Source organism: Dehalococcoides sp. (genome assembly GCF_041654235.1).
Lineage (GTDB): Bacteria > Chloroflexota > Dehalococcoidia > Dehalococcoidales > Dehalococcoidaceae > Dehalococcoides > Dehalococcoides mccartyi_B.
The window spans coordinates 25,198-37,512 of sequence record NZ_JBAZDW010000009.1 but is presented as its reverse complement, the minus strand read 5'-3'; the positions used below and the strand labels follow the sequence as shown (position 1 = coordinate 37,512).

The 12,315-nt window shown below is 49.4% G+C and carries 13 protein-coding genes; 1 reads left to right on the top strand and 12 read right to left on the bottom strand.

Annotation, left to right across the window (positions count from 1 at the left end; all coding sequences use genetic code 11):
• The 12 genes from WC259_RS02260 to pdxS all read right to left on the bottom strand — a co-directional run.
• On the bottom strand, positions 1 to 651 hold a 651-nt coding region (locus WC259_RS02260), incomplete at its 3' end, for a flavodoxin-dependent (E)-4-hydroxy-3-methylbut-2-enyl-diphosphate synthase (protein ID WP_372643009.1).
• A 35-nt stretch (positions 652 to 686) separates the two neighbouring features.
• A complete protein-coding gene (rseP, locus tag WC259_RS02255) occupies positions 687 to 1,724 on the bottom strand; it encodes an RIP metalloprotease RseP (RefSeq protein ID WP_011308895.1) in 1,038 nt (345 codons plus the stop codon).
• Positions 1,725 to 2,858 (bottom strand): 1-deoxy-D-xylulose-5-phosphate reductoisomerase, encoded by a 1,134-nt coding sequence (locus WC259_RS02250; protein WP_372643006.1) that lies wholly within the window; start codon positions 2,856 to 2,858, stop codon positions 1,725 to 1,727.
• Positions 2,843 to 3,646 (bottom strand): phosphatidate cytidylyltransferase, encoded by an 804-nt coding sequence (locus WC259_RS02245; RefSeq protein ID WP_012984160.1) that lies wholly within the window; start codon positions 3,644 to 3,646, stop codon positions 2,843 to 2,845. Before WC259_RS02245 ends, WC259_RS02250 begins: the two co-directional genes overlap by 16 nt.
• Before the next feature lie 3 nt (positions 3,647 to 3,649).
• Positions 3,650 to 4,360, bottom strand: coding sequence for an isoprenyl transferase (locus tag WC259_RS02240; RefSeq protein WP_012984161.1), 711 nt, complete (start codon positions 4,358 to 4,360; stop codon positions 3,650 to 3,652).
• 64 nt (positions 4,361 to 4,424) lie between these two features.
• Positions 4,425 to 4,982 (bottom strand): ribosome recycling factor, encoded by a 558-nt coding sequence (frr, locus tag WC259_RS02235; protein WP_011308899.1) that lies wholly within the window; start codon positions 4,980 to 4,982, stop codon positions 4,425 to 4,427.
• Position 4,983: 1 nt separating this feature from the next.
• Positions 4,984 to 5,709, bottom strand: a complete 726-nt coding sequence (gene pyrH / locus WC259_RS02230) for a UMP kinase (protein WP_011308900.1) — start codon at positions 5,707 to 5,709, stop codon at positions 4,984 to 4,986.
• A gap of 14 nt (positions 5,710 to 5,723) precedes the next feature.
• Entirely contained in the window at positions 5,724 to 6,227 is a 504-nt protein-coding gene (gene tsf, locus WC259_RS02225; RefSeq protein ID WP_011308901.1) for a translation elongation factor Ts, read from the bottom strand.
• A gap of 24 nt (positions 6,228 to 6,251) precedes the next feature.
• Positions 6,252 to 6,989 carry a 30S ribosomal protein S2 gene (gene rpsB, locus WC259_RS02220; RefSeq protein WP_011308902.1) on the bottom strand — a complete coding sequence of 246 codons (738 nt, stop codon included), beginning with the start codon at positions 6,987 to 6,989 and terminating at the stop codon, positions 6,252 to 6,254.
• A 184-nt stretch (positions 6,990 to 7,173) separates the two neighbouring features.
• The gene (locus WC259_RS02215; protein WP_015406928.1) at positions 7,174 to 7,941 is read right to left on the bottom strand and encodes a phosphoribosylformylglycinamidine synthase subunit PurQ; all 768 of its coding nucleotides are present in this window, start codon (positions 7,939 to 7,941) and stop codon (positions 7,174 to 7,176) included.
• A 6-nt stretch (positions 7,942 to 7,947) separates the two neighbouring features.
• The gene (gene purL, locus WC259_RS02210) at positions 7,948 to 10,809 is read right to left on the bottom strand and encodes a phosphoribosylformylglycinamidine synthase subunit PurL (RefSeq protein ID WP_015406929.1); all 2,862 of its coding nucleotides are present in this window, start codon (positions 10,807 to 10,809) and stop codon (positions 7,948 to 7,950) included.
• A gap of 3 nt (positions 10,810 to 10,812) precedes the next feature.
• Positions 10,813 to 11,694, bottom strand: coding sequence for a pyridoxal 5'-phosphate synthase lyase subunit PdxS (gene pdxS, locus WC259_RS02205; RefSeq protein WP_015406930.1), 882 nt, complete (start codon positions 11,692 to 11,694; stop codon positions 10,813 to 10,815).
• 184 nt (positions 11,695 to 11,878) lie between these two features.
• Here pdxS and WC259_RS02200 point away from each other — a divergent pair, with 184 nt between their 5' ends.
• Positions 11,879 to 12,277, top strand: coding sequence for a ubiquinol-cytochrome c reductase iron-sulfur subunit (locus WC259_RS02200; protein WP_011928812.1), 399 nt, complete (start codon positions 11,879 to 11,881; stop codon positions 12,275 to 12,277).
• Positions 12,278 to 12,315: the final 38 nt, after the last annotated feature.

Sequence of the window (12,315 nt, the reverse complement as noted above, 5' to 3'; positions counted from 1 at the left end):
TATTCCCACCGCACTCCGCACCAGACCCGTTTTAGGCGTACCCGTTTCGGTAATGCCCACATGCAAAGGGTAGGGTATGAGAGAGGCTATCTGTGTGTAGGCCTCAATAGTGGTGGGTACATCAAAGGCCTTCAGTGAAACCTTAATCAGGCCGAAATCCAGGCCTTCCAGTATCTTTATATGTCCCATGGCGGCCTTGACCATCTTTTGGGCAATGGTGAGCTCTGGGGGCAGGTCTTTGGGCAGGCTGCCGGCGTTTACCCCAATGCGTATCGGTATTTCCCTTTCTTTAGCGGATTTGACCACCGCTTTAACCCGCTCCGGGTCACCGATATTGCCGGGATTGAGCCTGAGGCCGTCTACTCCGGCCGAAAGTGAGGCCAGTGCCAGACGGTAATCAAAGTGGATATCTGCCACTATGGGTATTTTGACTTTCGGGCGGATAGATTTCAGGGCAGAGGCGGCTTCCATATCCGGTATAGCCAGGCGGATTATCTCACAACCGCATTCTTCCAGCTCTTTTATCTGGGCGATGGTAGCCGGGATATTGCGGGTATCTGTTTTAGTCATGGACTGGACTGATATCGGGGCACTGCCCCCGATAGTTAGATTCCCCAGTCGGATTTCGGTACTTTGTCGCCGCGTAATCATATTTTACAGCCTCTTAGCAGAGAGTATAACAGAATTTAGTTGCCGGCAATGCGTATAATATCCTGAAAGGTTACAGTCAGCATAAGGCCTATCAGCAGGAAAAACCCAATCATATGGATAAGGTTTTCAACCTTGGGAGAGATGCGTCTGCCGCCCCGTATCCATTCAATAAATACAAAAAATATCCTTCCGCCGTCAAGGGCTGGCAGGGGAAGCAGGTTGATAATAGCCAGATTCAGGCTGAGGAAAGCGGTAAACTCCAGCAGTGGGCCAACCCCGGCCCGTGCCACGTCCCCGGTCATTTGGGCAAGACCCACCGGTCCAACTACATCAAAAGGAACACTGCCCATGATAAGCCCCAGTATGGAGTTTTTAAACAGCACCAGAGTTTCAAAGTTTTGCTTTACGGAAAGGGGTATAGCCTTGAGTACAGATTCACTTTCGCTGGTTATCTGGTAGTCCAGAGTCTGCAAAGAAATACCCACCGGGCCTTCACCCGCAGGGGGTTGCCAGCGGGGGGTCAGGCTGACGATGCTCTGGGTTTGGTCAGCATGGAGTACTGTTATTTCTATAGATTGACCCAGATTCAGCTGGGATGCACGGGAAAATTCGGCGGTATTGCGTATTTCCTGACCGTTTATGCTTAGAATGGTATCGCCCGTTACCAGCCCGGCTTCGGCGGCGGGGGAATTCGGCACTACTTCCTCAACATTTACTCTGCCCACCAGCACGTCATGCGGCACTATCAGGGCAAAAGCAAACAGTATAATGGGTAAAATGGCATTTACCAAAGCCCCGGAACTGAAAAAGAGCAAGCGTTTCCCGGCGCTTTTTGAAGAAAGGCCTTTATTATTTACCGGGTCATCTTCTACTTTTACGAAGCCGCCCAGAGGAAGCCAGTTCAGGGTATACTCGGTCTGCCCGAATTTGCGTCCGAATATCCTGGGGGGATAACCAAACCCGAATTCTTCTACCTTGACCCCAATGGCTTTGGCCGTAAAGAAATGGCCAAGCTCATGGGAGATGACTACTATTGAAAATATAATCAGAAAAGAAACAACGGTTAACAGCATTTAGAAATTACCTGCCAGTTCAGTTACTTTTTGGCGCGCCCAAGCATCTGCGGCCAGAATATCATCAATATCCGGCTTGGAAACCGGCTGATGGGCATCTAATACTTTGGCTATCAGTTCGGGTATCTGCCCGAAGCTTATTTTACCCTTAAGGAACAGATCTACAGCCACTTCGTCTGCGGCACATAATGCCGCCGGAAATGTTTTTCCTTCTTCTCCGGCTGATATCGCCAGACCCAGACAGGGGAATCTGGTCATGTCCGGTATTTCAAAATCCAGTTTGCCCACTTCCGCCCAGTTAAGGCGGGGCAGGGTATGGTTGACCACTCTTTCGGGGTAAGTCAGGGCATACTGAATCGGGAAACGCATATCCGGGCGCGAAAGCTGGGCCTTTAAACTGCCGTCTGCAAACTCCACCATGGAGTGGATAATGCTCTGGGGGTGGATAACCACCTGAATATTCTGTATGTGCATATCAAACAGCCAGCGGGCTTCTATTATTTCCAGACCTTTGTTCATCAAACTGGCCGAGTCTATGGTAACTTTAAGCCCCATTTTCCATGAGGGGTGCTTCAGTGCTTGTTCGGGGGTGACTTTATCTATTTCGTTTTTAGTCAAAGAACGGAAAGGTCCGCCGGAGGCGGTCAGTATAATTCTGGAAGGGGGTGTAACCTCACCTGACAAACATTGCCAGATGGCACTGTGTTCACTGTCTACTGGTAGTAGTTTAGCTTTATTTTCCCGTACAATACCGGTTACTATTTCACCGGCGGAAACCAGAGACTCCTTGTTGGCCAGAGCTATTACCTTACCGGCTTTAGCAGCCGCAAGTACCGGCTGTAAACCGGCACCGCCGGGAGTGGCCACTACTATTACGTCTGCTTCGGGCAGGGCGGCCATTTCCTCCATAGGAATGAAGCGGGAATTGCAGGCACTTTCCTTATGGCAGTCACGGCAGTATATATATTCAGGACGGAATTCACCAGCCTGTTCTTTTAGCAGATTTACATTTGCTCCGCCAGCCAGCCCCAGTACCTTGAAGTGGTCTGGCAGTGAACGGACAACTTCAAGAGTCTGTCGGCCGATAGAACCGGTAGACCCCAGTATGACAACTTTCTTTATTGAATGAACCATATCACGTAGTAGTATACCACTATACCGGTAAAAAGCAGGCTGTCCAGACGGTCCATTATTCCGCCGTGTCCGGGTATCAGATTCCCGGAATCCTTGCAGTGCATATTGCGTTTAAATAGAGATTCGGCAATATCGCCGGTTTGTCCGGCTACGCTGACCAGAAGACCCAGTAGCATAGCTATAAACATATTTATAGGTAAGCCCATCAAGTCAGCAAAAATAGGGGCGACTATAATGCTGAATACCGCACCGCCTACAGCTCCCTGCCAGCTCTTGTTAGGGCTGATGGAAGGTGCCATTTTTTGTTTTCCAAAACGGCTGCCTATAAAAAAGGCCATAGTATCCGTGGCAGAGGTGAGTATCAGTGTCCAGAGTACCCACTCCCGTCCCATGGGCAGTTCGCGCAGGGCTACCCAGAAACTGGCCAGCAGACCAATGTAAATTACCCCGGATAGTGTCCAAGCCCAGCGGGGAAAGGCGTCTGTACGGTCTTTCAGGGTAAGCAGGTAGATAAGTGAAGTCAGGCTGAAAGAGCCCAGCAGAAACGGCAAAATGCTTTCTATCTGCAGATGGGGGCTGATTACAATAAGCATACCCCAGAAAATTCCCAGTGCCTTAAAGGGCTGGGATTTAAGGTATACGGTAACTGCATTGTAAAATTCGTTTAAAGCCAGGGCTACTACTACCGCCATAGCCAGTGTCAGCCAGGCTATGGGTTGGTCAACCCAGATAACCACCAGTGAAATCAGAGCCAGCAGGCACCCGCTTAAGATGCGTTTTTTTAACATAAATTATAAACCACCGAATCGTCTCTGCCTCTGGTTAAAAGCAGAGATAGCCCGGTCAATTTCTTTCTCGCCAAAGTCTGGCCACATTACTTCCGAAAAATACAGCTCGCTGTAGGCAGATTGCCACAGGAGAAAATTGGAAAGCCGTATTTCGCCGCCGGTGCGGATAATCAGGCCTGCTTCAGGTATGCCTGTGGTAAACAGGTATCCAGCAAAAAGCTCTTCGCTTATTTTATCAGGTTCTATCCCGTCTTTAACCAGCTTTTTTACCGCCTGAATAATTTCATCACGCCCGCCGTAGTCAAAAGCCAGCGAGAGGGTCAGGCCGGTATTTTGGCTGGTTTCGGAGAGTAAACTCTCCAGTTTATGCTTGAGCATAGCGGGCAGTTTATCCAGATGTCCCAGATGCCGCAAACGGATGTTATTTCCCGCAAGCTCCGGGATATAAGATGACATAACATCATTTATCAGACCGAAAAGCCCTTTTATTTCAGCATCGGGGCGTTTCCAGTTTTCAGTGGAAAAACTGTAGAGGGTGACATATTTGACCCCCAGCGAACTCAGGTGGCGGATAACCCGTCTGGCGTTTTCCAGACCGGCTTTGTGCCCTTCTAAACGGCTAAGGCCGCGGCGTTCTGCCCAGCGGCCGTTTCCATCCATTATTATGGCTATGTGGTCAGGGGGAGTATTATTTATTGTAGCTGTTGTGTCCAAGATAAAAACCTCTACCGCAACAGGAGGTTGCCGGACTATCCAGAGTTTGCCGGGGAATGAGGGGCTAAACTTGCCTCAGTTCAGCTTCTTTATCTGCCCCAAGCTTGTCAGCCTTGGCAATAAAGTTATCCGTAATCTTCTGGAGCTGGTCAGAGCCGCGTTTCAGGTCGTCCTGGGAGATTTCCTTGGCCTTTTCCAGTTTCTTCATTTCATCCATAGCATCACGGCGGACATTTCTCATGGCTATTTTGTCTTCTTCCAGCCGCTTGTTGACTATTTTAATCATTTCCTGGCGGCGTTCTTCAGACAGGGGGGGGATATTCAGACGGATAATATTGCCGTCATTATTGGGCATAAGACCCAAATCAGATTTCATAATAGCTTTCTCAATGGCCGAAAGGCAGCTTCTGTCCCAAGGTTGGATAGTAATATAACGGGGATCAGGGGCAGATATATTAGCCAGATGATTGATGGGAGTGGGTACGCCTGCGTATTCTACCCGGATATGCTCAACCAAGGCCGGTGATGAACGCCCGGTACGGATACCTGACAGTTCCTGTAGAAGAACATCAAGTGAAGCAGACATCTTTTTTTCAGATTTTTGTAAAATTTCGTTTATCATTTTAACTCTCGCTGGATATTAATGTACCTATCGGCTGACCGGATATGGCGCTCACCAGGCTTTCGGAGGACTGAAGGTCAAACACAATAATCGGCAATTTATTATCCAGACAAAGTGAAAGGGCCGTTGCATCCATAACCTGGAGGCGCTTGTTTATAGCTTCCATATAAGTAAGGTGCTGGAAAAGGGTGGCTTCGGGGTGTTTCTGAGGGTCAGCGGTGTAAACCCCGTCCACTTTATTTTTGGCCATAAGAAGCACACTGGCTTCTATTTCTATGGCACGTAAAGCGGCAGCCGTGTCGGTGGTCATGTAAGGATTGCCGGTGCCTCCGGCAAATATGACTACCCGTCCTTTTTCCAGATGTCGGACAGCCCGCCGGCGGATATATGGTTCGGCTACCTGCTGGACGGAAAGAGCGGATTGGGTGCGGGTTACGATACCCTCACGTTCCAAGGCGTCCTGCAGGGTAATGGCATTTATAATGGTGGCCAGCATACCTGCATAATCAGCTGAAACCCGGTCAATTCCTTCTTTGGCAGCGGTTGCCCCCCGCCAAATATTGCCGCCCCCTACCACAATAGCCACTTCAACGCCCATAAGGCAGATATGCTTAATCTCTTGGGCAATGTTTCTTACGGTAGGGATATCAATACCGTATCCGGTGGCTCCTTTGAAAGCCTCTCCACTGAGTTTTAACAGGATACGTTTATATTTTATTTCAGCCATAAAAAATACCGGTACTAGCCTCCAAGCTCAAATCGGGCAAACCGCTTCAGGCGGATATTTTCTCCAACCTTGGCAACAGTTTCAATAATGAGACCGTTGATAGTTTTGGAGGGGTCTTTGATGTAAGGCTGAAGCAGCAGGCAAGCGTTTTCAGCTTCAACTTCACATTCGGCCGGGCGGTCTTCTTCAGACAGGTAAAGCGGGCACATAGCCGCTACCTGCATGGCCAGATTGTGGGCCAGTTCCTTAAAGGCGTCAGTGCGGGCAACGAAGTCGGTTTCGCAGTTAAGCTCAACCAGTGCACCAATCCGTCCCTGGGTGTGTATATAGGATTCCACTATACCCTGGACAGTTTCGCGTTCAGCCTTCTTGGCGGCTTTTACCAGGCCTTTCTCCCGGAGAATCTCCTGGGCTTTTTCAACATTGCCATTTGCATCCACCAGAGCGTTGCGGCATTCCATAACACCTGCGCCGCATTTCTCGCGGAGTTCTTTTATCTGTTCAGCATTGATAGCCAATTTATTAACTCCAGTGTTTATTATTTAACCGGCAGTTTCGGCCTGAGCTTCACCGGTGGTTTCAACTTCGGTAACCTTCATGGCATTCTGGGCTTCTATCACGGCATCAGCCATTTTAGAGCAAATCAGTTTGATAGCCCGCATAGCATCATCGTTAGAAGGAACGGGATAGTCAACTTCGTCAGGGTTGCAGTTGGTATCAACCATAGCTACCAGAGGAACACCCATGCGTTTGGCTTCAGCCATGGCAATCTTTTCCTTGATAGGGTCTACTACAAAGATGACATCCGGCAGGCGGGTCATTTCCTTGAAGCCGCCCATAGTGCGGTTCAGACGGGCAATTTCCTCACCCAGTTTCTGAGCTTCTTTTTTGGGCAAACGGCTAAAATCACCCCTGGCCTGCTGGTCTTCCAGCCGTACCAGATAATCAATCCGTGACTGAATGGAGTGGAAATTGGTTAAAATACCACCTGTCCAGCGCTGATTGATAAAATACATGCCGCATCTCTTGGCTTCTTCAGCCAAAATTTCCTGGGCCTGTTTTTTGGTACCAACAAAAAGAACCTTACCGCCATCACTGACAACCTGGTTAATGTAATTGCAGGCTTTGTCCAGCATGACTACGGTCTTTTCAAGGTCAATAATGTGAATACCGTTGCGTTTGGTGAAGATATATTTCTTCATCCGCGGATGCCAGCGGCTGGTCTGGTGACCAAAATGTGCCCCGGCTTCCAGAAGCTCTTTAATGTTTGTAGTTGGCAAGCTCTATCCCCTCCTAGTTAGTTAAAAACCATTTAATAGCTATATTTACATGATGATAACACAGAAGTATAACACAAGCCTAATTAGCCAGCAACACCGTTTTCGGTGAAGGGACGGCTAAAAGCTACGCTTAATGTAATATATTTAATACAAAAACCAAATACAACGGCTATATTTCGTAGCTTCAAACTTCGCGCGCCCATTTTACGGCATTGGTAAATATTTTCAGCCCGTCGCCTTCTTTTTTCAGACCTTCCCCTGTCCAGCGCGGGTGCTGACTGCCCCGTACAAACCGCTCAGGGTGTGGCATCAGGGCAAATATCCGCCCGCTTTCGTCTGCAATGCCGGCAATATCCATCAGGGTACCGGCCGGGTTTGCCGGGTAGGGGGCGTTGCGTTTACCGTCTTTGTCGGTGTAATAAACTGCTGAATTCAGTTTATTTATTACCTCCGGGCTGCCAAGCAGTTTGCCTTCGCCGTGGGCTACCGGCAAATACAGCCGGTCTAGGCCTTGGGTAAATACGCAGGTGGAAAAGGGGTTTACCGAAAGGTAAGTCCAGCGGCATTCAAAGCGGCCGGAGTTGTTGTCTGTAAGGGTTATTTTTTGGCCGTCTTTTATAGGGCCCGGCAGTATGCCGGTTTTTACCAGTGCCTGAAAGCCGTTGCAGATACCGATAATAAGCCCGCCGCTTTCGTGAAAACGGCTTATTTTTTCACCCAGTTTCAGGCGTACTTCATTAGCCAGTACCCGTCCTGCTCCCAGATCATCACCGTAACCGAAGCCGCCGGGGAATGCCATTATCTGAAATTCGGATAAAAGCGAGGGTTTGGCCAATAGTCTATTTATATGCACCAGCTCAGTTTCAGAGCCCGCCAGTTCAAAAGCATAAGATGTCTCAACATCACAGTTAGTACCGGGTGTGCGAAGTATCAGGGTTTTTACTTTACTCATTCTTACCTACCAACGCATCGGCCTTTGCCAGACCTCTTTCAGTTCACTAACCGGGGTGTTTAAAAGAATTTCTTTGCCATCTCGTCCGGTTATTTCCAAGCTTGGTTCAGACATAACCTCACCAACCAGCCCGAAATCACACCCTGACATTAGCTTTTCAAATTCAGCTTGATGTTTGGGGGCAACCTCTACCAGAAAACGGCTGTTGGACTCTGAGAAGAGGATGTAATCTTCCCGTTCTATCTTTTCAGCCAGAGGAACGTCTGCCAGACGGATGTGCGCACCCAGCTTGCCGCTGAAGGCCATTTCGGCTGCGGTCACTCCCAGTCCCCCTTCGGACAGGTCATGGCAGGCGGCAACCAGCCCTCCGGCGGTAGCGCAAGACAGAGCTTGCATGTTTTCTTTGGCACGCTTGGCATTGACTGCGGGGGCGCGGTTGCCAATGAAGCTGTGGTTCTTGAAGTAATGCGAACCGCCCAGTTCTTCGGCAGTTTTACCCACAATATAAATAAGGTTTCCGGCTTTTTTAAAATCCATACTTATGGCCTTGTCGCCATCTTCCATTACCCCTATGGCTGAAATAAGCAAGGTATGGGGAATGGTAATCAGTTTATCTTCATAACGGAATTCGTTGTTAAGGCTGTCTTTGCCTGAAATAAAGGGTGTTCCAAAAACCAGAGACAGGTCATGGCAGGCCTGGCAGGCACGCACCAGATCCCCCAAGCTTTCGGGGCGGCTGGCGTTGCCCCAGCTGAAGTTATCCAGCAGGGCTACCCGTTCCAGATTGCCGCCCACAGCAATAATCTGCCGTAAGGCTTCGTCTATGGCTGAAGCGGCCATATTGTAGGCGTCTACATCAGCATAGCTGGGGTTAATACCGTTTGAAATTACCACCGCTTTCTTTGAGCCAAGTACCGGGCGGATAACGGCGGCGTCACCCGGTCCGTCATTTTCAGCCCCCACCATGGCTTTCAGGACGCTTCCGCCCTGAACCTCATGGTCATACTGGCGGATTATCCACTCACGGCTACATACATTCCAGTGGGAAAGTATGTTTTTAAGTTCAGTTTCAAAATCTTTCGGGCAGTCAAAATCTGCTTCGGGGTGGCGGGTTTTATGGTGAGTTGCCCTTAGTTCCAGTTGAGGTCGCCCGTTATGCAGGAAGTTCATTTGAAGGTCGGCCACTTGATGGTCCTGATAGAAAAGTTTAAGGTGGCGGTCGGATGTAAATTCACCTATAACCGAAGCCTCTACCCCTTCGCTTTCAAACAGGGCTAAAATTTCCCCGAGTTTTTCTTTATTTACAGCCAGAAGCATGCGTTCCTGGCTTTCAGATATCCATATTTCAGAGTAGGTCAGGCCGGAGTATTTCAAGGGGACTTTATCCAGATAGATTTTTACTCCGGTAGATTCGGCCATTTCGCCTACCGCAGAGCTTAAGCCCCCGCCGCCGCAGTCCGTAATGCGGACAAACAGCTCACGGTCGCGGGCTTGAAGCAAAGTGTCCAGCATCCGTTTTTCTACAATGGCGTTGCCTATCTGGACAGCCGTAAAAGACAGCTCGGTTGAGCGGTCATTCAGTTCACCGGAGGCAAAGGTAACCCCATGGATGCCGTCACGGCCGGTACGTCCGCCAATCAGTACCACCAGATCACCGGCGGACTGTTTGCCCGGCAGGGCATATTTCTTAGGTATAAGGCCTATGGTTCCGCAGTAAACCAGCGGGTTAGCGGTGTAGCGTTCATCAAAGAGCACCGCTCCGTTAACAGTGGGTATACCCATGCGGTTGCCGTAATCTGCCACACCTGAACGTACCCCTTTGAAAACGCGGCGGGGATGGAGTACCCCCGGAGGCAGTTTGTCTTCGGCCAAATCCGGCGGGCCGAAACAGAATACATCTGTATTAGCGATAGGTTTGGCGGCAAGTCCGGTACCCAGTATGTCACGGATTACCCCGCCAATTCCGGTAGCGGCACCGCCGTAAGGCTCAACCGCTGAAGGGTGGTTATGGGTTTCAGCTTTGAAGCAGACCCCCCATTCGTCATCAAACTCTATCACCCCGGAGTTATCTACAAAAACAGATAAACACCAGGGCTTGTTAAGCTCGGCGGTGGCTTTGGCTATAGTCTGCTTAAGCAGGTTATTTATAATCTGGCCGTCGTAATCCAGCATGGCTTTAAAGGTTTTATGGCAGCAGTGTTCGCTCCAGGTTTGGGCCAGAGTTTCCAGCTCAGCATCAGTGGGTGCCCGTCCCAGTTTCAGGTAATGCTCATAGATAACGGAAAGCTCCTGATGGCTTAAGCTGTATTCTTTGCCCAGTGACGCCATGTTATCCTTCAGTTTTTCGGCCAGCAGGTCAATTTTCTTAAGTTTAAACGTATACTCCGGGTTGGGAGGGAAGGGATTTGAACTGCTGGTAACCACGTGCTGGACAATGGGGTTTATAAGTAGCTTGTTGCCGATGGTTTTCAGTTCATCAGCCGAAATCTCGCCCTTAAGCAGGTAGCGTTTGGCTGTTCGGGCGGCAGTTATGCCTTTTATACCCAAATCCGAAATGGCTTTGAGTATGGTTTCCTGCACCGGGTCGGTCACTCCGGCGTTATAGGTAACTTCTATAGCCGAAAACCCGTCAGCTTCGGCTAGCGGACAGTTGGCATCGTATTTAAAGGTTTGGATTATTTGGTCTGAAAGAAGCTCCCCGGATATGGTCAGCACTTCACTGTCTGAAAGGTTTCCCTCCAGCCAGTAAACATCTATCACTCTTACTTCGGAAACTGAGGTTATACCAAGGTCTTGTATATCATGGCAAACACCGTTACCTTTGGGATCCGGCCACTCCGGTTTCAGGGAGACTTCTATTCTATGCACTTTTTACCAACCCCGCTGGGAAATAAGTTTATCGGGATCTATCTGTTTAATATCCAGACCGGGCATGGCATCACCCAGACCCTTGGATATCTCAGCCAGTATTTGGGCATCTTTATAGTGGGTCACAGCCTTTACTACTGCTTTGGCCATGGCCGAGGGGTTTGATGATTTAAATATACCTGAGCCCACAAATACCCCGTCAGCCCCCAGTTGCATCATCAAGGCCGCATCGGCCGGGGTAGCTACTCCGCCGGCGGCAAAGTTCACTACCGGCAGTTTGCTGGTCTTATGAAGTTCAAGCACCAGTTCCAGAGGTGCATTTATCTCTTTGGCATAAGCGGACAATTCGTCAGGTGACATGGACTGTACCCTTCTGACAGAGCCCATAACGGAACGCATATGCCTTACCGCTTCCACAATGTTGCCGGTACCGGCTTCGCCTTTGGTGCGTATCATAGCCGCACCCTCGCCAATCCGCCTTAGGGCTTCGCCCAGATCACGGCAGCCGCAGACGAAGGGGACTTTAAAGTCATGTTTCCAGACGTGGAAATTTTCGTCAGCCGGGGTAAGCACTTCGGACTCGTCAATATAGTCCACCCCCATGGATTCCAGTATTTGGGCTTCCACAAAATGACCGATACGGCACTTGGCCATAACGGGTATGCTGACTACTTTCATAATCTGCTCTATAATAGTGGGGTCTGCCATGCGGGCTACCCCGCCGGCCGCTCTGATATCCGAAGGTACGCGTTCCAGTGCCATAACGGCACAGGCACCTGCTTCTTCTGCTATTTTAGCCTGTTCGGGGGTAGTTACATCCATAATTACCCCGCCCTTCAGCATTTGGGCCAGGCCAGATTTTACTTTGAAAGTACCGGTTTCCATATCTAATCTCCCCTGAGGGCGCTTTCCGCCCTGTCCTATTCGGCTATATTCTACTATTTATGCCCCTTTGGGGCAAACATAATCGCAATATTATTACTGCACTCACCTGTTAATAAGGTTTAGTCTTTGTGCTATACTTTTGTAATCAAAAGGCAAATTTTCAAGTAAAAACAGGGAGGATTTGGTGAATATTTTTAAAGCTATAATGGGTATGTGTGATACCTCGCCTTTAGCTGATGATGTCTGGAGTTTAATGGATAGCCAGATTGCTCTTGATTTAGCCAAAGTGCCGGCGCTGTCTGAAAAGGGCGGGGCAGGTTACATGGCGGGTAAGGGGCTTGCAAAACCGGTGCTGGTAGTCCGCGGTCAAGATAACAATCTTTATGCCTACGAAAATGCCTGTCCCCATGGCGGACGCAAAATTGACCCCATGCAGGGTGAAGCCAAACTCCGCTGCTGCAGTGTAAACCACTCTACTTTTGATTATAACGGCAAGGTTCTTTCCGGACCTGCCCAGCATAAGCACGAGCTAAGGCGTTTGCTGACCAGTCAAGCGGACGGCAAGCTTCTTATCAGTGTCTAATATTCAGGTTTAAAAAGGCTCTGCGAAACTGCTCTTGG